Origin of the sequence: Desulfovibrio sp. ZJ200 (assembly GCF_011039095.1) — a bacterium.
Lineage (GTDB): Bacteria > Desulfobacterota > Desulfovibrionia > Desulfovibrionales > Desulfovibrionaceae > Desulfovibrio.
The window spans coordinates 13,535-36,680 of sequence record NZ_JAAKEH010000009.1 but is presented as its reverse complement, the minus strand read 5'-3'; the positions used below and the strand labels follow the sequence as shown (position 1 = coordinate 36,680).

The 23,146-nt window shown below is 54.3% G+C and carries 21 protein-coding genes; 12 read left to right on the top strand and 9 right to left on the bottom strand.

Annotated elements, in window-relative coordinates; translation table 11 throughout:
- Positions 1–147 precede the first annotated feature (147 nt).
- The 10 genes from G7Y52_RS04350 to G7Y52_RS04305 all read left to right on the top strand — a co-directional run bounded on the left by G7Y52_RS04350 (position 148) and on the right by G7Y52_RS04305 (position 13,430).
- Complete coding sequence (locus G7Y52_RS04350; RefSeq protein WP_165066672.1) at positions 148–1,326, top strand: hypothetical protein; 1,179 nt, start codon at positions 148–150, stop codon at positions 1,324–1,326.
- Positions 1,327–1,432: 106 nt separating this feature from the next.
- Positions 1,433–3,505, top strand: a complete 2,073-nt coding sequence (locus tag G7Y52_RS04345; protein WP_165066669.1) for a glycosyltransferase — start codon at positions 1,433–1,435, stop codon at positions 3,503–3,505.
- A gap of 165 nt (positions 3,506–3,670) precedes the next feature.
- Entirely contained in the window at positions 3,671–4,612 is a 942-nt protein-coding gene (locus G7Y52_RS04340) for a hypothetical protein (protein WP_165066666.1), read from the top strand.
- A gap of 12 nt (positions 4,613–4,624) precedes the next feature.
- Positions 4,625–5,692, top strand: coding sequence for a glycosyltransferase (locus tag G7Y52_RS04335; RefSeq protein WP_206215185.1), 1,068 nt, complete (start codon positions 4,625–4,627; stop codon positions 5,690–5,692).
- 7 nt (positions 5,693–5,699) lie between these two features.
- Positions 5,700–6,245: a hypothetical protein gene (locus G7Y52_RS04330; RefSeq protein ID WP_165066663.1), complete on the top strand. Its 546-nt coding sequence runs from the start codon at positions 5,700–5,702 to the stop codon at positions 6,243–6,245.
- Between the two features lie 116 nt (positions 6,246–6,361).
- A complete protein-coding gene (locus G7Y52_RS04325; RefSeq protein WP_165066660.1) occupies positions 6,362–7,321 on the top strand; it encodes a polysaccharide deacetylase in 960 nt (319 codons plus the stop codon).
- Positions 7,322–7,412: 91 nt separating this feature from the next.
- Positions 7,413–8,606 carry a glycosyltransferase gene (locus tag G7Y52_RS04320; protein ID WP_206215184.1) on the top strand — a complete coding sequence of 398 codons (1,194 nt, stop codon included), beginning with the start codon at positions 7,413–7,415 and terminating at the stop codon, positions 8,604–8,606.
- Positions 8,591–9,676, top strand: a complete 1,086-nt coding sequence (locus G7Y52_RS04315; protein WP_165066654.1) for a glycosyltransferase — start codon at positions 8,591–8,593, stop codon at positions 9,674–9,676. The genes G7Y52_RS04320 and G7Y52_RS04315 overlap by 16 nt, the downstream gene beginning before the upstream one ends.
- A gap of 18 nt (positions 9,677–9,694) precedes the next feature.
- Positions 9,695–11,890, top strand: coding sequence for an SDR family NAD(P)-dependent oxidoreductase (locus G7Y52_RS04310; RefSeq protein ID WP_165066650.1), 2,196 nt, complete (start codon positions 9,695–9,697; stop codon positions 11,888–11,890).
- On the top strand, positions 11,880–13,430 hold the full coding sequence (locus G7Y52_RS04305; protein ID WP_165066646.1) for an LTA synthase family protein: 1,551 nt from the start codon (positions 11,880–11,882) through the stop codon (positions 13,428–13,430). The genes G7Y52_RS04310 and G7Y52_RS04305 overlap by 11 nt, the downstream gene beginning before the upstream one ends.
- A 52-nt stretch (positions 13,431–13,482) precedes the next feature.
- On the opposite strand, the gene G7Y52_RS04300 is transcribed toward G7Y52_RS04305, so the two are convergent.
- The gene (locus G7Y52_RS04300; protein WP_165066643.1) at positions 13,483–13,728 is read right to left on the bottom strand and encodes a hypothetical protein; all 246 of its coding nucleotides are present in this window, start codon (positions 13,726–13,728) and stop codon (positions 13,483–13,485) included.
- Here G7Y52_RS04300 and G7Y52_RS04295 point away from each other — a divergent pair.
- On the top strand, positions 13,706–14,119 hold the full coding sequence (locus G7Y52_RS04295; RefSeq protein ID WP_165066638.1) for a helix-turn-helix transcriptional regulator: 414 nt from the start codon (positions 13,706–13,708) through the stop codon (positions 14,117–14,119). The two genes, G7Y52_RS04300 and G7Y52_RS04295, sit on opposite strands and share 23 nt — an antisense overlap.
- 28 nt (positions 14,120–14,147) lie before the next feature.
- Here the strand turns inward: G7Y52_RS04295 and G7Y52_RS04290 are convergent, their stop codons facing one another.
- The 3 genes from G7Y52_RS04290 to groES all read right to left on the bottom strand — a co-directional run bounded on the left by G7Y52_RS04290 (position 14,148) and on the right by groES (position 17,055).
- A complete protein-coding gene (locus G7Y52_RS04290) occupies positions 14,148–14,348 on the bottom strand; it encodes a hypothetical protein (protein ID WP_165066633.1) in 201 nt (66 codons plus the stop codon).
- Positions 14,349–14,971: 623 nt separating this feature from the next.
- Positions 14,972–16,615: a chaperonin GroEL gene (gene groL / locus G7Y52_RS04285; RefSeq protein ID WP_165066628.1), complete on the bottom strand. Its 1,644-nt coding sequence runs from the start codon at positions 16,613–16,615 to the stop codon at positions 14,972–14,974.
- A 152-nt stretch (positions 16,616–16,767) separates the two neighbouring features.
- Positions 16,768–17,055: a co-chaperone GroES gene (groES, locus tag G7Y52_RS04280; RefSeq protein WP_165066622.1), complete on the bottom strand. Its 288-nt coding sequence runs from the start codon at positions 17,053–17,055 to the stop codon at positions 16,768–16,770.
- 282 nt (positions 17,056–17,337) lie between these two features.
- Between groES and G7Y52_RS04275 the strand changes: the two genes are divergently transcribed.
- On the top strand, positions 17,338–17,514 hold the full coding sequence (locus G7Y52_RS04275; RefSeq protein ID WP_165066617.1) for a hypothetical protein: 177 nt from the start codon (positions 17,338–17,340) through the stop codon (positions 17,512–17,514).
- A gap of 238 nt (positions 17,515–17,752) precedes the next feature.
- Here the strand turns inward: G7Y52_RS04275 and G7Y52_RS04270 are convergent, their stop codons facing one another.
- From G7Y52_RS04270 to G7Y52_RS04250, 5 genes are all read right to left on the bottom strand, one after another.
- The gene (locus G7Y52_RS04270; RefSeq protein WP_165066612.1) at positions 17,753–17,941 is read right to left on the bottom strand and encodes a rubredoxin; all 189 of its coding nucleotides are present in this window, start codon (positions 17,939–17,941) and stop codon (positions 17,753–17,755) included.
- A gap of 152 nt (positions 17,942–18,093) precedes the next feature.
- Positions 18,094–18,630: a bacterioferritin gene (locus G7Y52_RS04265; protein ID WP_165066609.1), complete on the bottom strand. Its 537-nt coding sequence runs from the start codon at positions 18,628–18,630 to the stop codon at positions 18,094–18,096.
- Positions 18,631–18,837: 207 nt separating this feature from the next.
- On the bottom strand, positions 18,838–19,251 hold the full coding sequence (locus G7Y52_RS04260) for a transcriptional repressor (RefSeq protein WP_165066606.1): 414 nt from the start codon (positions 19,249–19,251) through the stop codon (positions 18,838–18,840).
- 100 nt (positions 19,252–19,351) lie between these two features.
- Positions 19,352–20,701 carry a DUF4147 domain-containing protein gene (locus tag G7Y52_RS04255; protein WP_165066603.1) on the bottom strand — a complete coding sequence of 450 codons (1,350 nt, stop codon included), beginning with the start codon at positions 20,699–20,701 and terminating at the stop codon, positions 19,352–19,354.
- A 234-nt stretch (positions 20,702–20,935) separates the two neighbouring features.
- On the bottom strand, positions 20,936–23,080 hold the full coding sequence (locus G7Y52_RS04250; RefSeq protein ID WP_165066600.1) for a diguanylate cyclase: 2,145 nt from the start codon (positions 23,078–23,080) through the stop codon (positions 20,936–20,938).
- Between the last annotated feature and the right edge of the window lie 66 nt (positions 23,081–23,146).

Sequence of the window (23,146 nt, the reverse complement as noted above, 5' to 3'; positions counted from 1 at the left end):
TGAAATGAGCTAAACCGCTCTGGCGACAGCGTTAGCTGGCGCCCGCGCCGAATGAGCCTGAAAACCACGCTTTTCAGGCGAAATGATGGCAGCGCCGCTTTTGAAATTGAATAATTTCAAAAGCAAAATGCTCAAAGGAGAAAGGTCATGGCCGCACAGGAAACAACGCAAAGCGCTGACGCCAAAGACGCCCGCATCAAGGAACTGACGGAAGAAAACGCGCTTTTGTTCGAGCAGCTGCATGTGGTCCAGGAAGAGCTGGAAAAATACTATCACAAACTCAAGGACTGCGAGCAGCGCAAAGGCAGCGGCGCGGACGCCGGCGGCTCTGTTGTGGTCATCCCGCCCCAGGCCGGCGAAGCCCTGGCGGAAAACCTGAAATTGCGCGCCCTGGTGGCGCAACAGCAGGCGGCTCTGCAGGTGGAAGGCACAAACAGCCTTGCCGCCCGTCTGGGCAGGATGCTCATCACGGGGGTCAGCTCCGCAGGCTCGTTTATCGCCCTGCCGGTCAGGCTGCGCAGAATGTGGAAGGCCCTGGACCAGACCGTGCCCCCGGCCGCGCTGGGGGGCAGGAGCTTCCAGAAGGTGCTGGACGCCCATGCCGCCGGCGGTGCCGAAGCCGTGGAAAAACTGCTGGACTCCGTCTTTCTTTCCCCTGTGATGCGGGCCAATGCCTACACGGCACTGGCCCGGCAGATAATGCTGACCGATGCCCGCCAGACCGCCGAGCTTGCGCGCCTGGCCTGGGAGACGGACCCGCAGCCCTACCGGCTCAAATGGCTGATCTTCCGTCTGTATGATGCCGGCGATGCCCTCAACGCCGAAGCCCTGCTGGACATGCTGCCTGCCGGTAGCAGCCTGAGTGATTCGGAAGAGCGACAGGCTGCGCGCCTCCGGCAGGAAGCAAAACAGGAGCGCGCCCGGCAGGCCCGGGAAACGATGAAAGCCTCGCAGAATGAGGCCGGGCAACTGCGGGCGACCATGACAAAGCTCAAACAAGCCGCCGAGGAGAGCAAAAAGCAGCAGGAAGCCGCCACAGCGCAGCTGAACAAAGAGCGTAGCGAACGCAAACAAGAGCTGACGCAACGCGATAAGCGGATAGCCGAGCTGCAAAAAGCGGCTGACCAGGCCCGGCAGGAGGCAGCCCGGGCGCGTGAAGCGCAGGCCGCTCTGCAAGGCCGGATGGATGCGCAAAAAAAGGAATCCGACGCCCTTGCCCTGCGGACAGCCCTGATGCTGAAAAACATGCTGACGCAGTTTGAACCTGATACGGCGGTGCTGTCGCGGGTGATGCGTATTGTCATGGGCACGGCGTCCGGCAAGTAGCGCGAGCAATAGTACCTGCGAGAAAAGGCCATGAAGATCCTGAGCGTATTCGCTACCAGGCCAGAAGCTATCTATATTAAATTTAGATTAATATAAGGAGGAAAATATGGAAAATAATTTAAGTTCACAGAAAGCCTTTAAACTTTTTAAAAATAGAAATTACAAAGAATCTCTTGCTATCTATGAGATGCTTTCTGATAAAATTGGATTTAATATATATCGTACTAATGTGCTATTATGTAAAAATAAGATTAATTCTAACAGTTTAATAGAACCTAATTATCAAAAACGCATTTGTATTATAACACATGAATTAACCTATACGGGGGCTCCTGGTAGCTCTTTAAGGATGGCTAGTTGCTTAAATAATTTTTACCATGTGGAAATAGTATCTCCTGTAGATGGGGACTACAGAAAAGAAATAGAAAAAAACGGAATAACAATAAAAATTATTGATCAAGAAACAATAGACAATACAGAAAATTCGAACTATTTTAAATCATTTGATCTTATTATTGCAAATACTATTGCTTTATCATGTTTTGTAAAAAGAATAAAGAAATATGCAACGACGATATGGTATATTCGTGAGGCACAAAATATTACGGGATATCACATTGGAAGACAAAAAGAATTGATGAACTATCCATTCACAGTTTGTGTTAGTAATTATGCCGCAGACTTTATTCGGAAAAATTATACTCCATATGTTCAAGAATTAAGAAACTTTGTTATAGATAAATATTCAGGAGAAGAAAATCTGATCAAAGAAAAAGTAAAAATATTATTTTGTGGAACGATATCTGCTAGAAAAGGACTGGACATTTTACTCAATGCAGTCGATCATCTTAGTGATAAACATAAAAAAAATATCGAGATTCATATCGTAGGTCGTAAACTTAATTGTTTTAGAAAATATTTAGATAGTCTGGCAGATATGCTAAATAGACCATGGATTATTGATCATGGTGAAGTTAGTGATGAAGATAAAAAAACGAAGTTATTCAGCGAGATGAATATTTTTGTTATTCCATCGCGTGATGAATCATTTTCTAATGTTGCATTAGAAGGCCTAATGCATGGTAAACTTGTTATCGTATCTACAAACGTCGGTGCAAAAGAAATATTGGACAACAGTTGCTCTTTTGTATTCGACAACGAAGATTGTAATGCGCTTCAAAATATACTTGAATATATTTTAGACCATAGAGATCTCCCTTATATCATGGGAAAAAATGCTAGAAATGTTTTTTTGCAAAAAGGGACGATCTCAACTTTCGAAGATAAATTGTTAGACCTCGTTGACGGATGGTTAAAAATAAAAAAATTTAAAAATAGACAAAATTATTATTTTAAAACATATAATGATCTTATAGGCATAATCAAAAGTAAAATAGCAGAATTGAGAGAATTAAATATTACTTCGGTCGTTGGAATTCCACGTAGCGGAATGATTCCTGCATATATTATTGGTAATTTTTTAAATATCCCAGTATATAGTATAAATGAATTTGTATGTAAGATAAAAAATACATTGACAGGGAGAAATATAGAAACGCGTAAAGGTAAAATAATGGTTATTGACGATTCGATACTATCCGGGAAATCTATAGAAAAAGCAAAGAATATGCTTCTACAATATAATTTACATGAAGACTATGTATATTCAGCTGTATACGCAACACAAAAATCAAAATTATTAGTAGATTTTTACTTTGATGAGACAACTATGCCTCGAATATTTGAATGGAATTATTTAAATCACCCGCATTGTATTCACTGGGCCTTTGATATAGATGGTGTTCTCTGTGTTGATCCAACGGAAGAAGAAAATGATGATGGAGATAACTATATTAATTTCTTGATAAATGCAAAACCGTTATTTATTCCTAATTATACTATAGGTGCAATTATTACATCGAGGCTTGAAAAATATAGACCTCAGACAGAGGCATGGTTAATGAATAATAATGTTAAGTATAATCATCTTATAATGCTTAATTTGCCATCAAAAAAAGAAAGGATTATCCAAAATGCACACGCAAAAATTAAATGGGAACACTATAAATATAGGGATGATCTTTGTCTTTTTGTCGAGTCTGAAGAGAAGCAAGCCATGGAAATTGCAAAAAATTCTGGAAAGGCTGTCATCTGTACGCAAAACAATATGCTATATTGATTTTATGATGTAAAAATATAAATATAGAATAATCAGATCAATAGCATGTGGGTAAAGATTACAGATTTTTAACAAAGCAATGTTTATAAAAATATATCAAGTTATAATAAAACTGATTGATTCCAGTCAAATAAACATGTTTGAGGGATACAATCGGAGATATATATGAATAATACCGAGTTGAAAGTACTTCTATCAGCGTCACCGAAAAAGCTGAGTTTGGCTAATTTGTCAAAAGAGGATACTTATAGACTGTCCATATCAGTAAAAAATACATCTTTTGAAGTTTTTTTTATACCATCTCAATATAGAAAATTGTATGTTTCTCTTTCGGCTATTGGTGTTTGCAATAGACCATATCCTATTTTTCATAGGGTATCTTGGTATAATACATTTGATGGTATGTTTTTATGCATTGATGATCCAACTAGACACGAAACAGGAATTGCCCCAACTTATTTCTTTGGCCAAAAGCAAACTAACTATCTTGACTTATTATGTGATATTATAAATAAATTTTTAGAGATATATAATATTTCATATAATGATTTAACTATTATTTCATCGTCCAATGGTGGATTTGCAGCTTTGTGGTGTACTCGAAAATTTCCTGGCTCGACATGCCTTGCTTTTAATCCTCAGTTCGATATACCATTATACCTTCAAAATATAAGAAGAGATGTAAGAAAAAAATTTGAGTCTGCTTTGAGTATAAATTTTGATGATAGTTCTTTAGCCAATCGATTTTATCTATATGATATTTTAAAAGAAGAAAAATCAAAAATATGTATTTATTCTAATATACAATCTCCATCTGACAAAATACAAATTGATTCATTGTTTAGAATGAATAACAAAAAATATTGTCTTGGATTACAAAAAATCAATAATATATGGTTTATTATTGTAGAGTTAGATGGCGTAGACAAGCATCTAGTTCTTCCATTACCATATATAGTGCGAATTATTGAACAACTTATGCATGAAGAATGGGGAGGAATGGAAATTTCACACAAAAAAATTGAAATTATTGATGCCTTTATACATAGTATGAGAGATTATTATGCGTTGCAAAAAATCATCAGCCAACAAAAATCTATTAATTAAATGAATTAAAATTTGTGTAATCTTAGCCCACTTTTTCTTTTCTTCCCCGTCAACGGCTCGGGCATGGGGCATCTGACGCGCTGTCTGGCCTATGCCCGCCGTTTACGGGACAAAGCCGACTGTGTCTTTTTTTCCCTGTCGTCAGCTATGGAAGTGGTGGAAGAGATGGGTTTTGCAGGGGACTATTTTGTTTCGCCCCTTTGGTCTGTCAATGCCACATACGACTGGAACTGCGAGCTGGCCGCGCGTTTCGGCATGATGTTGGAGCGCACCCGGCCGGATGTGGTGGTCTTTGACGGCACATGGCCCTTTCAGGGCTTTCTGGCGGCCTGTCGGGGCTATGGGCATCCGCTCAGGCTGGTCTGGTCAAACCGGGGCTTGCTGAAAAAAAACGCCAAAACCGTCCCGGTGGACAAAAGCCTCTTTGACCTGCTGATCCGGCCCGGCGAACTGGGCGGCACGCCCGGGGAGGAACGCACGCCGGAGGGCGTCCGCCAGCTGCATGTGCCTCCGGTGCTGTTGCTGGATGATGACGACATTCTGCCGCGGACGACGGCCCGGGAACAGCTGGGTCTGCGGCTGGAAGGGCGTTATGCCCTGTTCTCCCTCGGACCGGGCAACCTCAAGGACGTGAGCGGGCCGGGCCTGCGCCTTGTGCGGGAAGTTCAGGACGCCGGTTTTACCGTGGTCTGGGCCTGTGCGCCCATTTCCGTGCGGGATGTGGAACTGCCCGCCACGGTGCAGCCGCTGGCCGTCTGTCCGTTGGCGCGCTATCTGCGGGCGTTTGATATTTTTGTGGGGGCAGCGGGCTACAATACCTGCTGCGAAGTGGCGCAGGCGCAAATCCCCAGCCTGATCGTCCCCAACACCCTGCTGACGGATGATCAGACGGCGCGGGCGCGCATGCTGGCGGCACATGCGCCGGTGGTGGTCAGCCCGTGCGAGACGGACGCGGATGCCCAAACGGCGGTCCGGCAGCTGCTGGCGCGCGCGGAACAGAAAAACAAGGCTTCCTGCGCCCTTGCCCTCAACGGGGCAGATCTTGCCGCCGAAGCTATCTGGCAACTGGCGCAGCAGTGAGGAGGCCATGACACTGCCGCACGCAACAGAAAAACTGCGCCGCCGTCTGCGGCAGTGGGCAGTCGCCCCGGAATGGGCCCTGCTGGTGCGCTACGAGCTGCTGCCGCAAAAGCCCGCGCCAGAGCTTCGCAAACGCTGTTTGCAAAAGCTGGGGCGTCTTTTGCGGGTCCTGGGCCTGAGCCGCGCCCGCTATCAAAAGCAGGTCTGGCAGGCAGGCCTCACGCATGCGCCTGCCGCCGGGAACAAAATTCTGCTCATTTGGTCGGATGTGCCGGATAAAGTCGCCTCCCGCGCGGCCTGCCGCGGCCTGCAAGGTCTGCTGGCCGCACGCCCGGCCTATATACCCGTGCTGGTGACGCCGCTGGCGGATTTCGCCTTCTATTCCCGTTTGGGCTGGCTGGTGGAATACCTGCCGGAGATTCCCGGTACGGGCCCGGAGTATGCCGGGCGGAAACGGCGCTATCTTGCCTGGCGCTACCGTGACGCTGTGGCCGTCCCACTGTCGGCCGGTTTGTGCGGTGCGGAAGACTTTGCGCGGCTTGTCCCGTCATAACGGGTTGCTCCTGCTCCTTTTTTTTGAAGTATCCGCGCCGGAACGTCCGGCCTGCTGCCCTGGCCCGAGACCGGCGCGATTATAAGAATATAGAGCGCGATAGCGAGCGGATTGATATGCGCAAAGACAGATATGCCATCCTGACAGTCGATGCAGAAGCCCTGCCCAACCGGGCGGAAACGGACCATGTGCGCCGTCTGATCTGGGGCGAACATGCCAACGGTACGGCCGGTATGCGTGAGATGTGCGCCGTGGGCAACGAGTTCGGCATCAAGCATGTCTTTTTTGTGGACATGTGCGGGGCGTATGCGCGTCGGGATGAAGTGGAGGACGTCGTGCGCTGGCTTGATCATGACGGCCAGGATGTGGAAATGCACGCGCATCCCGAGTACCTGCCGGAAGACTTCTGGCCCGAATTCCAGTTCAACTATCGTCCGCGCTTCATGAACCAGTATGCGGACGACAAGGATGACTTTGTCATAGACTATTTTGGCGGCATGCTTGCCGCTATCCTCGGCAGGCCCCTGCGGGCGTTCCGCGCCGGCTCCTTCCGCTGGAACGCCGGGACCCTCCGCGCGCTGGCAAAGCACAAGATCCCCCTGTCCTTCAACAACTCCATGTGCGCTGTCTCCAATGCGCAGTGTCTGCACAGTCTGCCCACCAATGCCCCCTTCCGCTGGGAAAACGGCGTGATAGAAATCCCCATGTCGGAAAAATACATCCTGCCCCGCCTGCAAAAGAACTGGTGGGCAAGGCTCCAGTATCCGCAGTCGAAGTTCTTTCGCTACCGTCCGTGGTGGGCGTCTTTTCTGCCGGGCAGCGTCAGCCGGCGGACGCCGTTCATGGTCTTTCTGCTGCACTCCTGGTCACTGATGTACTGGGACGAGAACGGCCACGGCGTCTACAAGGATGACGCGCGCATCGAAGGCTACCGCAGTTTTTTGAAGCGCCTGACAAAGGACTGTGACGTCATCACCACGGCGGAACTGCTGGATCTGATCCATAGCGGCAAAATTGCCCTCACGCATACCGAGTCCATGGCCAAAGCCGAACTCCCGGCAGGCAACAAGGCCTGATATTATGCAAAACCCCTTCGCACGGCTGCACAGTTGCCTGACAGAGCGCTTGCTCCAGCTGCTGCTGCACAGGGCAAAGCCAGGGCGTCCTGTGACAGCTGTGCCCGGGCGCATCCTCTATGTGGCGGCCAGTTGTCTGCCCTACCATGTGAGCGGCTATACGTCGCGCACCCAGGAACTTTTGCATGCCCTGAAAAACAGTGGCGCGGATTTGCGTGCCGCCACCCGTACAGGCTATCCCCGGGACAGGCGCGACAGTCTCTGCCTGCCCGAAGGGGAATGCACCCTGCTGGACGGGGTGACATACGTCCATGCCCCCGCCCCGCGCAACAACCGCTTCACGGCGATCTATGCGGCGCAGGCGGCCACTGTCCTGGAGCGTTATGCCCGGCAGGAGGGCGTGGCCCGCATCCATGCCGCATCCAACCATGTCAACGCCCTGCCCGCCCTTCTGGCCGCCCGGCGTCTGGGCATCCCCTTCCAGTACGAAATGCGCGGCCTGTGGGAGCTGACCCGTATTGCCCGGCAACCGGCTTTTGCGCAGTCGCGCAACTTCAGGCTCGGCCTCGCGCTGGAAGGCTTTGTGGCGGCCCATGCCGACAGGGTTTTCGTCATTTCCGCCCAGCTCGGCCGCTATGCCCGGGAACATTGGGGCATACCCGAAGACCGCCTGCATCTGCTGCCCAACTGCGTGGATGCCGGGCGCATCTGCCCCGCGCATCTGCCCGCACAGCCGCTCACCATCGGTTATGCCGGTTCGCTCATCAACTATGAGGGGCTGGATACCCTGCTCCATGCCCTGCGACTGCTGCGGCAGTCCGGCATGGCGGCGCGTCTGGAGATCACGGGACACGGGGAAGCCCGCGAAGAGCTGCAACGCCTGACAACGGAGCTTGACCTTGATGCCGCCGTGCGTTTTGGCGGCAGGCTCTCGCCAGAAGAGGCCCGCGCCCGCCTGGCCCGTTGCAGCCTGATCTGCATCCCGCGCAAGCCGTTCACTGTCTGCGAAATCGTCCCGCCGCTCAAGCTGGCGGAAGCCATGGCTCTGGAAAAACCTGTTATCGTGCCGGATCTGCCGGTCTTTCGTGACGAGGCCGGATCTGCCGGCTGGTTCTTCCGCTCCGGGGACGCGGCCCATCTGGCCCAAGTGCTGGCCGCCGCATTCGCGGCTCCTGCCCGCTGCGCAGCTATGGCGCATAAGGGAAGGGAGCGGATCGTCTCATGCCGCCAGTGGCAACACTTTGTCCCGTCCATCCTCGGAGAAAAGACATGCTTGGCGCGTTGATCCGTACCATAGGGCATTTTGTCTATCAGCCCCCTGCCGTCCCGCAGGACACCCCCCGCACAGGTCCCTTCGGCCGCCTCAAAATCGCGCTTGTGACGGATTTCTTTACGGCCGTCAGCCTGTCTGCCGATGCCCGTGTCCGCTGCATGACACCGCGGAACTACAAGGATATCCTCCGCAACTGGCGTCCTGACCTTGTCTTCGTGGAGTCCGCCTTTCATGGCGTCGGGGGGGAATGGCGCTACATGCTTGCCAAACAGCCCCGCTCTATCAACTGGCACAGGCCCGGCGCCATCTTCGCCCTGGTCAGGTATGCCCGGGATCGGGGGCTCCCCACGCTCTTCTGGAACAAGGATGACGGCGCTTTTTTTGATGCCTTTATCGATGTGGCGCGCAATTTTCAGTATGTCTTTACAACCGACAGCAGATGCTTGCCACGCTACCGGCAGGAAGTTCCCTCCGATACGACGGTCGGCCTCCTGTCCATGCCCTATCAACCGGCATTCCACCACTTCACGGGCTTTTCCTTTGTCAGGAACGAGGCCTGTTTCGTCGGCAGCTATTACCGGCACATCCTCAATGAAAGGCGTCAGTTCCTGGGCATGATCTTCGAGGCATGCAAAAGCATCACTCTGCCCTTGCATGTGTATGACAGAAACAGCAACAGGCTGTCCCATTTTCTTGAGTTCCGCTTTCCCGCCGATGCCGGTCTGCATCTGCATCCGCAAGTGCCCTATACGGAAACAGGAGCGGTGTACAAGCGCTACGCGATCTCGCTCAATGTCAATTCCATCACGGATTCCGAGACCATGTACTCACGGCGCCTGCTGGAGATCCTTGCCTGCGGCGGCATCCTTGTCACCAACAGCAGCCCGGTCGTGGAGCGATCTTTTCGGGATTTTTGCCATATCGTGCGCGATGCCCCCCAGGCGCGGGAGCTTCTTGCCCGACTGGCCGCGGGCCCTGCCCATGAAGACAAAGAGCGGGCAGCGGCTGGCGCGGCCTACGTCCGCAGCCGCCATACCTGGCAGCACAGACTTGAACAGCTGGCAGACACAGTCAACTTTTAAAATTTTTCAGGTACAGACATGTTTTTTCTGATCGTGCAGGCAGTTCTCGCTCTTCTGGCAGTCCTGTTCCTCCTCCATGCGCTTCTTGAGGCCCGCTCCGTGCGCAATGCCGGCAAGGATCAGGCAGTGCGCTTTATCACCATGTTTTCCTCCCCTGCTCCAGACACCACAGAGTGGCCTATGGTCAGCGTGCTTTTGCCTGTCTACAACGAAAAACGGATTGTCCATAAGATCATCGACGCCGCCTGCGCCCTGCAATATCCCCGGGAACGTCTGGATATCCTGCTGCTGGACGACTCCACAGACGAGACCTGCGCGCTGGCTGACCGTCATCTCGCCCGGTACAAAGCGCCGGGCGTCCCCGTCAGACACGCCCGGCGGAACAGGCGTATCGGCTACAAGGCCGGTAACCTTGCCTTCGGCCTGACATTGGCCAGGGGAGATTTCATCGCCATTTTCGATGCCGACTGCCTGCCCCCTGCCGACTTCCTGCTCAAAGTCATGCCCTGTTTTGAGGATGACAAGGTGGGCTTTCTGCAGACAGGCATCGAACATGTCAACCGGGATGCGAGCTTCCTGACGCGTTTTCAGGCCATGGAAGCCGGCCACAAGGAAGATGTGACGTCCGGACTTTCCCGGGAGGGCCTCATGGCCTCGCTGACCGGGTCGTCCTGTGTCTGGCGCAGGAGCTGTATCGACGCCATCGGAGGCATCAGCGCCGCCACCATTACGGAAGATGTGGATATGGGCTACTCGGCCCAACTGAAAAACTGGAAATATATCTGGCTGGGCGATGTGACCTCCAGGGCCGAATTCCCGGAGTCCATGGCAGCGTTCCGCGTACAGCGGCAGCGCTGGGCCCGGGGCCTGATCCAGAATGCCGCAAGACATATCCGGCGCATGTTCGCGACGCCCATGCCCCTGCTGGCACGGCTGTACGCGTGCTCGCTCATGTTTTCCGCGCTGCTCCTGGCCGCATTCTTTTGCATTCTGCTGCTGTGCCTGCCGGTGGGCCTGCTGTTCGAGCCTGGTCCGTTCTTCCACCTCTGCTGCAGTCTCTTCCTGGGGGCGGCCCTTGTCTGGGCCTGGTATAATACTGCCAACGGCAGCCAGGGGGCGTCCTTGATCCGGCGTCTTGGCAGCGCCTTCGGCTATGTCATCATGCACTTCCCCCTTTCCCTTTACTACTTCAGTGCCGCCGTCCAGGTAGCCGCGGGGATCGACGGCGCGTTCCACCGGACCCCCAAGGGCTGCGGTCGCCAAAAGATACGTCACCCCGCCATCAACAGACGGCTCGTCTGGCTGGAAGTATTTTCTTTGTGCTATGCGCTTGCCTCTTTCAGTGCCGGACTGTGGAATGAAAACTACTGGATCTCCCTCTACAGCGGTCTTGCCTTCTCCGGCTTTTCCCTCACGCTCTTCTTTTCATGGAGTGACCAGCGGAAGCGCTTTCAGCCCGGGAGCGTGCTCATCACCGGGGCGACCGGGGCATTGGGCACGGCGCTGGCCCTGGAGTATGCATCTCCCGGTATGCGGCTTGTGCTGCTCGGGCGGCGAGAGGATGCTCTGGAAGACCTTGCCGCGCGCTGCCGGGCCAGGGGGAGCGATGTCCAGACCTGTTGCATGGATCTGCGCAAGGCCGACGACGTGCGGCAGTGGATGGCCGCCTGCTGTACGGAGCAGACCCCGGATCTCATCATCGCCAATGCGGGCCTGAACGCCAATATCGGCCCCCGTGGCGAGGGAGAACCTTTTGAGGATGTCAGAAGCCTGGTAGAAGTCAACCTGCTCTCTGTCATGGCCCTGGTGGACAGCGCCCTGCCTGCCTTCCGCAAAAAAGGCGGCGGCCAGCTGGCCATCGTGAGCTCCCTTGCCGCCTACTATGGTCTGCCCGCAACGCCCACCTATTGCGCTACCAAGGCTGGCCTGAAAGCCTATGGCAACTCCCTGCGCGGCTGGCTCCGTTCTGAGAACATCCACGTCAATGTCATTCTGCCGGGATATGTGGCCTCACCCATGTGTTCCGCCATGCCGGGTCCAAAACCCTTCCTCTGGCAACCGAAACGCGCTGCCCGGCATATCAGGCGTGGTCTTGCCCTCGATCGCGCGCGAATCTCTTTTCCCTTCCCACTCAACCTCGGGATATGGGGGCTTGCCCTCCTGCCTGCCTGCCTGGCCATGCCCCTGGCGAGGATCTTTGGTTATGATCGTTGATCGTGCCTTCCTGCAGGTGTGGGCGACAGGCCTTGCGGGACTTCTTCTTTCTGTTGCAATAGAGCGATTTTTACATCCCAGGCCCCGGCTCTTTCGCCCTGTCAAGGCATGGTTGCTGCATATCTGCCTGTGGAGTCTCTGCTATGCGATTTTTGTCATACTTCTTGGCCGGCCCTGGTGCGCCTTTGTCGCGGTATCGGCCATCCTGATAACGCTGACAATCGTCAGCAACGCCAAATACAAAAATCTGCGAGAGCCTTTTATCGCCCAGGACTATGACTATTTTCTTGATGCATTGCGCTTTCCTCGCCTTTTTCTGCCCTTTCTCGGGCTAAAAAAGTTCTGTCTGGCGGCCTTGTTTTTCGCTCTGGCGCTGTTGGGCTTCTGGAGTGAGGAGCCTCCCGCATCCCGTTTTTCTCTTCAGAGCCAGCTCGGCGGCGCCCTTCTCCTGCTGCTGAGCGCAGCGACTCTGCTCTGGCGCCAGCGCAATCATATTTCACTTGCGGCCTTTGACCCAAAAGAGAATCTACAGGCCCTGGGGCTCCTGCCATCGCTTTGGCTCTATGCCCTGGCCTCACGCACATTGCCGCACGCACGATCGCCCTTTACCGCCGCGACCGCGGCGGCGACGCGTCCGCTTCCTCACCTGATCGCCATACAGAGCGAATCCTTTTTCGATGCCCGCAACCTGTTTGCGGGCATCCGGTCTGACGTCTTGCAGAATTTTGACGCCTTACGCATGGAAGCTGTCTGTCAGGGCCCCCTGGATGTACCTGCCTGGGGCGCCAACACCATACGCACGGAATTTTCCTTTCTGACCGGGATTGCCGCACAGTCTCTGGGCGTCCACCGCTTCAACCCCTACCGGGCCGTACTACGCGGATGGTCAGTGGACGCTCTGCCTCTGTTCTTAAAAAGCCTGGGATACCGTACTATCTGTATCCATCCCTATTGGGGGAATTTTTATGGGCGGACATGTGTTCTGCCACGTCTGGGCTTTGACGCCTTTCTTGATATCGGAACATTTCAGAAAGCATTGCGGACAAGCGCCTACATCAGTGATATGGAAGTAGCCAAAAAGCTGCTTGCTCTCCTGAAAGAATCTACAGAGCCTCTTTTCATATTTGCGATTACTATGGAAAATCATGGCCCGTTGCAACTTGATCATATACCAGACATGGAAATTGAAAAATTTTATTCAACCCTCCCAGATAAAATATATAGCGATCTCGATACGTATCTTTATCATCTCAAAAATGTAGATACGATGTTATCCATGCTGCATACAACATTTAATAAATTATCGCTCCCTGTTTCCCTCTGTTTTTACGGCGATCACGTTCCTATCATGCCAGATGTATATAAAGATCTCCGTGATCCAGATGACGTGCCGTATATATTATGGAAAAACCAATGCGCTCACGATATTACACAACAAGCATCTTACGATTCAACGATACTGAGCACTGCACAATGTCTTTCTGTTCATGATCTTGCACTAACGTGGTTACTAAAAAACAATATATTTATTCAATGTTAACTGTGGATTTTTTGGGCCGCAAGGCTCCCTGGCACACTGGAACCATTCTTTTTTAACTAGAGCAGATTACCTTTGACTTTTTATGAAAGTCAAAGGTGGCATTCAGGCGAAAAACGCGGTTTTCGCCTGAATGTACGCCGCGTTGCGGCGGCTGCCGCTTTCGCGTCAGTAGAGCATTTTCAAAGAGAAAAGGCTCTATTCCCGCGAAGGCAGTACGGATACTGTGGGCGCATCCCTGCGACGCATGAGAATTACCCCCAATACAGGAAAATGATATGGCGACTCTTGGAAAACGCATTCGCGCTGTTCGTGGCAGCCGCTCTCAAAACGTCTTTGCCCATTTTTTGGGTATCAGCAAAGGGACCTTGGTCAGCTACGAACATGACAAAAGCTCGCCCAATGCAAAAATTCTGATGACGATCTGCGTATTGGAGCGTATTGAAATCAAATGGCTCCTTACGGGAGAAGGCGCCAAATATCAGGGGGGAGTGGAAGAAAGAGCCGACGACGTTCCTCCCCGTGACAGTGATGGACCGCCCATCCAGTTACCGGGCTGCCCACACTGCATGTGGATGGAAAAGCTGATTGACAAAATGGAAGAAGACAGACGGCATCTTTTGCTTGAAAACAAAAAACTGCTTATAGATAATACTGTCCTGCACAACAAGGTGCATCCAAACGGATTTTGACAGAAATCCTATCTCTCTAAGTAGTATCTTAGAGCGGTTTGCTGTTGAAATTAGAGCAGATTACCTTTGACTTTTTATGAAAGTCAAAGGTGGCATTCAGGCGAAAAACGCGGTTTTCGCCTGAATGTACGCCGCGTTGCGGCGGCTGCCGCTTCCGCGTCAGCAGAGCATTGTCAAAGTGAAAATGCTCTAGTATATCGCTTTCATTGAAAACGTGAATTTCTCCCATTGACGGGCCGTTGGACAGAGGCCGGGAAAATGGTTATCTATGACTCGTGAAAACAGGAGGCCGTATGACCACCACCACATTTGACAGCCTTGATTATTTTGAACAGCTTAAAGCCCGCTGGAGTGCCGGAAGAGCAAGCCAAAATCCAGGCTACTGCGTTGCGCGGCGTCATTGAACATTCCTTAGAGACCAAGCGTGATCTTAAGGAGCTGGAATTGCGTCTTACTATCAGGCTTGGCGGCATTGTGGTTGCCTGTACCGCCCTCCTTATAGCAATATTGCCGATTGTGCTCAGATAGGCATATTTGTCTCCTTCCTTTCGCGCATATTGCTTTTAAAACGCTCGCTCCGACGCGTAACGGCGTAAGCACATTTCGCCTGCGCCTGTCTCTTGACGCAAGCAAAGCCTCCGCGGGTTTCGCGGAGGCTTTGCTTTTAGAAGGCAGCCCAAGGCGCTTTCGGCCTTGGAGCGCGTAAAACGGCTTACGGCCTGAACGCTATCCTTTTTGCCCGCCTGCTCTGTCAGATTCACTTGTTTTTTCGGTCGAGTACGAAAAGTACACTCTCAAAGCAAGCTTATCTTCCTTGACAGGCGAGCAAAAATTCTATGGCGTTAACAGGTTCTAGTACATGCCGCCCATGCCGCCCATGCCGCCCATATCGGGCATGGCCGGGGCGTCTTTCTTGGGCTCGGGCTTTTCGACAATGGCGCATTCGGTGGTCAGCAGCAGGGACGCCACGGAGGCGGCGTTCTGCAGGGCCGTGCGCGTCACCTTTTTGGGGTCGATGACGCCGGCTTTGATCAGATCTTCATATTCGCCGGTGGCGGCGTTGAAGCCAAAGCCGTCTTTGCCCTGGCGCACTTTCTCAACCACAATGGAACCTTCAAAGCCCGCATTGTGGGCGATCTGGCGCAGCGGCTCTTCAATGGCGCGGCGGATAATGTTCACACCCGCAAGCTCGTCGTCGTCAGCAGGCTTGATGTCGGAAAGAACCTTGGACACGCGGATCAGAGCGGTGCCGCCACCAGGCACAATGCCTTCCTCCACGGCGGCGCGGGTGGCATTGAGGGCGTCTTCGACGCGATCCTTCTTTTCTTTCATTTCCACTTCAGTGGCAGCGCCCACATGCACCACGGCCACGCCGCCCACCAGCTTGGCCAGGCGTTCCTGAAGCTTCTCGCGGTCGTAGTCGGAAGTGCTGTCTTCAATCTGGGCACGGATCTGCTTCACGCGGCCCTTGATGGCATCGCTCTTGCCGGCGCCGTCCACAATGGTGGTGTTTTCCTTGTCAATGACCACGCGCTTGGCAGTGCCGAGCTCGGAAAGGGTCATGTTTTCAAGTTTGGAGCCGGTGTCGTCGGAAGCCACCTGGCCGCCGGTCAGCACGGCGATATCCTGAAGCATGGCCTTGCGGCGGTCGCCGAAGCCGGGAGCCTTGACGGCCACCACCTGCAGAGCGCCGCGCAGTTTATTCACCACCAGGGTGGCCAGGGCTTCGCCTTCCACATCCTCGGCAATGATCATCAGCGGACGGTTGACCTTGGCGACCTGCTCCAGCACGGGCAGCATGTCTTTCATGCTGGAAATTTTCTTTTCCGTGCACAGGATGTAGGGATTGTCCATCTCGCAGATCATCTTCTCCGCGTTGGTCACGAAATAGGGGGAGAGGTAGCCGCGGTCAAAGCGCATGCCTTCCACCACGTCCATGGTGGTTTCCAGGCCCTTGGCTTCTTCGACCGTGATCACGCCTTCCTTGCCCACTTTGGACATGGCCTCGGCAATGATGTTGCCGATGGTGGCATCGGCATTGGCGGAAATAGTGCCGATCTGGGCGATTTCCTTCTGATCGCGGGTGGGCTTGGCAAGGTTGGCCAGCTCGCTGATCAGGGATTCCACGCCCTTGTCGATGCCGCGCTTGATGGCCATGGGATTGCGGCCCGCGGCAACCAGCTTGATGCCTTCATGATAAATGGCCTGGGCCAGGATGGTGGCCGTGGTGGTGCCGTCGCCGGCGGCGTCGGAAGTCTTGGAGGCCACTTCCTTGACGAGCTGGGCGCCCATGTTCTCAAACTTGTTGTCCAGTTCGATTTCTTTGGCCACAGTCACGCCGTCCTTGGTAATGACCGGCGCGCCAAAAGATTTTTCAAGCACAACATTGCGGCCCTTGGGGCCGAGAGTCACTTTAACGGCATTGGCAAGCTTATCCACGCCACGGGCAAGTTTTTCACGGGCTTTAACATCAAACAAGATTTCTTTGGCAGACATTTTCAGATTTCCTCCTGAGTGGTGATTCGGCTACTTCGGAGCGGCAGGCTGCAAAAGCGCCTGATGCATGCTCCTGCGTCGGCAGTACGCGGGTGTTGCCCGCCTGCACGGCCGGAAACGGCATCCGGCGCGTGGCGGAACACGATCCCGCATTAGTCGATGATGGCGAGGATGTCCTCTTCGCGCATGACCAGGTGTTCGACGCCGTCCAGCTTGATTTCCGTGCCGGCGTACTTGTTAAAGAGCACTTGCTCGCCCTTTTTCACCGCCATTTCGATGCGGGAGCCGTTTTCCGCGATCTTGCCGGGACCCACGGCCACAACTTCGCCCTTGGAGGGCTTTTCTTTGGCCGTGTCAGGAATGTACAGACCGCCGGCGGTCTTTTCTTCAGACTCAAGGCGTTTGACCAGCACACGATCGTTAAGGGGTTTCAGCTTCATAACGTCAAATCCTCCCGGAAAAGTTTTTATTGCCCTCAGGGGCATAGGCGGCGGCCGAACAGTGAGGCGCGCCGATACTCTTGCGCGTGTCGGGCCGCAGCGGGCATAGTTCCGTTGCACGGCCCCGCACCGGCATACAAATAAGACAATCTGGCATCTTGAAAAGGGGGTAAGGCGGATTTTTTTTAATTTTTTTTCTATAAAAATAAAAGAATATTTTATTTCAACAGGTTAGTTACGATCAAAAAAATTTCAGCCCTGACCTGCGGCGGATGCGCGCCAATGCTGCCCTGCGCTTTTTTAGAGCATTTTCACTTTGAAAATGCTCTGCTGACGCGAAAGCGGCAGCCGCCGCAACGCGGCGTACATTCAGGCGAAAACCGCGTTTTTCGCCTGAATGCCACCTTTGACTTTCATAAAAAGTCAAAGGTAATCTGCTCTAGAGCGGTTTGCTCATGAAATGAGCTAGAGCGGTTTGCTGTTGAAAACAGCAAACCGCTCTAGGGGCTTTGCTTACGGATTCTTTTGCTTTCTGCCTGGTCAGGCCGCGCTGTTTGCAAAAGGAGCGGCCCATAACTCTCTGCCCGCATCCGCAAGGCGGCTATGCCGCCAACGGCTGAGGCCGGAGCGCACTCTTCCCGCAAAAAGCCTGTTTGCCCTGCCGGAAAGGCAAAGCGCCTCACATCAGAAACAAGGCCTATTTTTCATCACTCAAACGCCGGAAGCTCTTTTTCGCGGCTCCGCAGACCGGGCAGCGCCAGTCCTCCGGCAGATCCTCGAATGCGGTTCCCGGCGGAATTTTGTGCCGCTTGTCGCCGCGATCGGGATCATACATATACCCGCAATTCGTCACCTGGCAGCGCCAGATATTCTCAGGGTCGGACATGACAATCTCCGTGCAGTTCGCGCGCTAGAGCGTTTTGCTAATGAAATTAGCTAAACGCTCTGGCAGGGCGAAGCCATGCCCGCCGCGAAGGCGCAGGCGAAATTTACTTTCGCCGTTAAGCGCCGGAGCGAGCGTTTCAAAAGCAATATGCTCTAGTCAGCCGCGGGCTCGGGCGTCACAAAGCCCTTGGAAGGCCCGGTATCGGAAGGCGTGCCCGCGATTTTGGCCAGATACGTGTCGCCCAGGGTTTTCAGATGCCTGGAAATATTCTCGTAATAGCTCAGATGAGCCTGCTCTTCATCAATGATCCGCTCAAAAAGGCGGGCGGTCACAACGTCGGCATTCTCGTTGCAGACTTTGATAAACTCGTTGTACGCCGCGATGGTGTTGTCTTCCATATCCACGTCGCATTCGTAAATGGCGGGAACTTCCTGGCCCATCTCCACAGTGCCCTCCCTGTGGATCGTGGGCTCGCCGCCCAGAACCTTGATGCGTTCGGCAAAATCCTCGGCATGGCGCATTTCGTCAATGGCGATCAGCTTCATGCTGGCGGCCAGTTCGCCGTAGTCTTTGTCGGAAAGGCTATAGTGCTGATTCATATACTGGTGGATGGCGTTCAGCTCCCTGCTGCGGGCCTTATTGAGTACTTCAATCACTTTTGCCTTACGATCTTCTTTATTCTCTGCCATGTTCTAAACTCCTTGGCGATTTTTGGGGTAAGCCCGGAAACTTTTAAGTAGATAACCTTATTTTCCTGAAACAACAAGCCGCGTTCCGGGCCGCGGTAAAAATTTTCCGCGGTCCGCCGTTTTTTACGCATGTAGCGTTTTTGCCTGTGCGCGAAGTTCGCCCTGCCTGCCTTCTGCGGCCCACTTGCAGAGTTCACTCGCGTCGCATCAGTCCTGTTGCCCGGCCTCGCGGCGGCTCGCGCAGGCCTCGCACACGCCGTCAAATTCAATGCGCGCCCCCACAATGGCGGAAAAGCCGCGCACCTGGATGCCGTCCACGGGCGGAGCGGCCAGGGGCTGCATGACGTCGCCGATGCGCCCGCAATGCACGCAACGCACATGCTGATGCCAGGAAATATCGCCGTCAAAGCGTTTCGTGGAGCCTGCGGCCTCCAGGCGTCGTATTTCGCCGCTGTCCGCCAGAAAATCCAGATTGCGGTACACCGTGCCGAGACTGATGTGCGGCAGGCGCTCGCGCACGATGCTGTAAAGCTCGTCCGCAGTGGGATGGCTTTTGGTTTTGCGCAATTCTTCCAGGATCACGGCGCGTTGCCGTGTCATTCGAGTTTGAGCCTGAGCCATAGCCGCCTCCATAATTCAGTAAAGATTACTGTTATCGTGGAACGCTGTCAAGCCCGAAAAAAGTCTGGGCGAAAAAAATATTTCAGAAGTGATAAAATACTCATTTTTGAATGATGTTATGCGGCGAGCGCGGCCGCTCCACCAGCAGCACGGCCAGATCCATGACATTGGTGCGCGTGGGCCCGGTGATCAGCAGATCCCGGCTTCGGGCCAGAGCCGCGTTGCTGTTGTTGTCCTCCAGCAGGGCAAGGGCCTGCCGGCGGCCGCCCATGCGCGCCACGCTGCCGGCAAAGGCAAAGCCGCCCGCGGCCTCGGTGGGGCCGTCCGTGCCATCCGTTCCGGCAAACAAGCCGCAGACATGGGGCGTATTTTCCAGGGCAAGGGCCGCGGCCAGGGCCATTTCCTGATTGCGGCCGCCTTTTCCCCGGCCCCGGATGGTCACCGTGGTTTCCCCCCCTGCCAGGAGGCAGAGCGGCTTGTCGCCGGGCAGCAGAGCCGAGGCGCGGCGCAGGGCTTCTTCCACCAGTTCCGCGGCCTTGTGCCGGGCCTCGCCCATGAGCCGATCCGTGAGGATGCACGGCGCGCAGCCGAGGCGCTCGGCGGCCCGGGCCGCGGCGTCCAGGGCCTGGCGATTGGTGGCCGACAAAATATTCTGCACGCGCGAGAACAGAGGATCGCCGGGTTTGGGCGTTTCCTCGACGCGTCCGGCCAAGCCGTTTGTCAGCCGCTGACGCACGGCCAGGGGCAGACGTTCTGTCAGATCGTGGCGCGCGAGAATTTTTACGCAGTCCTCAAAGCTGGTCACATCCGGCGCGGTGGGCCCGGAGGCGATGACGTCCAGGGGATCGCCCACCACGTCCGAGACTATGACGCTGAGCATTGCGGCGGGCGCGGCAGCCCGGGCGAGCTGCCCGCCTCCGAACACGGAAAGATGCTTGCGCACCGCGTTCAGTTCCTGAATGGTCGCGCCGCAGCGCAAAAGCAGATCCGTGACGCGCTGCACATCCTCCAGGCTCAGGCCCGGCGCGGGCGCAGGCGTCAGGGCGCTGGCCCCGCCCGTGAGCAGACAGATCAGCAGATCCCGCTCCCCTGCCTTGCGGGCCATTTCCAGCAAGCGGCGGCTCGCCTCCACCCCGGCGGCATTGGGCACGGGATGCGCGGCCTCGGCCTGAGTGATGCGCTTCAGGGGCAGGCCATGATCATACTTGACCACAATAAAGCCCGCATCCAGCCGCCCGCCGAGCATATCCTCCAGGGCCCGGGCCATGGGCGCGACCCCTTTGCCGGCCCCGAGCACGCTGATCCTGCGCTTGGCAATGTTCCAGGGGCGGCCGTCGGCCACCAGGCTGTCGCCCTCCAGACGCAGATGCCGCAACAGCGCGCCGTCAGGGGACACGGCAGCCAGCGCGGCGTCAAAAATGCCTTGCAAGGTCTGCCGCTGCCGTTCCATATTCTCTCCGCCGGTAGAGGGTCGAAAAAACAAAAGCCCCGGCTCATGGCCAGACCCGAGAGCGCTGCGGGTAAAGCAGTCTGAAAAACTGGAAGTCATTTATGAAATGACTTGCAACGTCAGGCGAGAGCCTGACGCGGCGGCACAGCCGCCGGAAACGCGCCGAAAACCGCGTTTTTTTGGCAGGGCGAAGCCCTGCCCGCCCGGAGAAGAGCCGGCACAGCGGGTTCGCACTCAAGGCCGGGTAAAAAGGCCGGCGCTTGCGCGCTGCGCTTCCAGAGCCGGAGTGTAGATCACATAGCGATCGCGTCCGAGCCGTTTTGCCTCGTAAAGCGCCATATCCGCTTTCTCATAGAGATCGCTGAAGCTTTTTCCGTCTTGCGGGTAGCGTGCAAGCCCCAGACTGGCGGTAATTTTCAAACCCGCCTGGCAGTACCTGGCGGCAGCCCGCCGCAGAACTTCCAGTTTTTTCTCCAGCGCCAGCTCGGGCGGAATATCCGTTAAAAAAACCACAAACTCATCGCCGCCCAGCCTGCCGCACAAATCATTCTTGCGCAGGACCTGTTTCAGGGAATCGGCTATGTCCCTGAGCACCTGATCTCCGTACTGATGCCCGAGACGGTCGTTGACGAGCTTGAAATTGTCCACATCCAGCATAATCAGGCCATGCCACGCGCCGGCGCCGCTCAGCCGCAGGGTTTCGGAAACCCGCTTGACCACGGTCCCGCGGTTCAGCAGGCCTGTAAGATCGTCCTGCTCAATGAGGCTTTGCAGTTCCAGCTCTCTTTTCTTTTGCGCGTCGATATTCCTGATCAGAATAAAAGCCTTGACGTCCTGGGTGAAAGGATCGGGAACAAGCTGAATCCTGGCCGCCACCCAATACACTACGCCCTGCGCGCCAATGAAACGATGGTCCAACTGGGTTTCGCACTGGCCGCTGTAAAACTTGCCGAGAAGCTTTTCACGGTCAAAGACGCTGAGATAGGCGGGCAAATCCTTCTCATACACATAATGGCGCGCAATATGGTTCACCATGCCTGAAAAGGATTTCACATCCGGGGGCAGGGCTCCGGAATTGCGGCGCTCATTGCCCTCATAGGTATTCTTGGACAAGTTGAACTCATAGTATCCGATGCTGTTTTCCTGCTGCGCCTTGAAGGATTGTATCCATTTCTGGTACGCCAGCTCTTTTTCACGCTGTTCCGTCACGTTCTCATAAGAGATGATCCCGCGCTGCGGCTTGCCTTCCTTGCTGAAAATCAAGGTGTACCGGCCGCTGAACCATTCAAATGTCCCCTTGCACTTCAGTTTCAGGGTCGCGCTGCCGTGCGGGATGCCCTGCTGCATGGCGTGAAAAAATTTCAGATAGTTTTCCACGCTTTCCTCAGCCACGATGCCCCTGGCCACGACGCTTTCCGGCACCCCGTGCACCACCGCGGGCAGCCCCAGCGCGCTTGCGGCTTCTTGCGGCTGAAAGAGCACCCTGACGCCGGGATCGTAAATAACCATGACCTTGTCGGTGTGCTGGAAGGCAATCCGGCTCTCTTCCTCGCTGATCCGCAGCTTTTCCTCCATAGTTTTGCGCAGCGTGATATCAAAAAGCGCGCAGGTCAGCATATCCGGTTCCGCGGGATCATAACTGCAACTGATCCGGCCCCAGAGCACTTTGCCGGATTGATGAAAAAGCCTGTGCTCCAGTTCAAAAAACGCGCAACGCTGCTGCACGTTCTCGCGCACCACTTGCCGCACCATCTCCAGATCAGCCGGATAGATGCAGGCTTTCACGTTGTTGAAGCCTTGTTTTTCCACGTCCGCGCGCGTATAGCCCAGCATATCGTAAAAAAAGGCATTGGCGTGGACAAGCTCCAGATCGTCGTTTGCCTTAACCTTGCAGATCCCGCACGGCAAAGAGTCGATGAGGGTCTGCAACGGCACGGTTTCGGGTTTTACCTGCTGCCGCAAGCCGACAAGCTCCGTGATGTCCGCGCAAACACTGACGGCAAGGGGCGTGCCGTCCTCTGAAAGCGTTTTTTTGCCCACATCGCGCAGCCACAGAAAGCCGCCGTCTTTTTGCAAAGCTCTGTATTCGACGGACCAGGTCTCGCCCTGCCGGCAAAAGGCCTCAAGTGCGGCCTGAACGCGCTCCCTGTCTTCAGGATGCACCACATTGAGAAGACAGCCGCCGGTTTGCCGCATAAAGTCCTGGAAATCGCAGTTGAGAAAACTCAGGAACTTTTCATTGGCATAGCAGATCTGATAGTTTGGCGCGAGATGGTAGACAAGAAGAGCATCCGGAATATTTTCCCCGATAATCCGGGAAAAATCCGGCGAGAAACGCGGGCGTTGCGGCGTGCTCCTGGCGTGTGGCCTGGCTTGCATGGCAATTCGCTTTTGGCAGTTCAGAAATTCAACATTTTCACAAGCCGACAGAGATCCGCCGAAACA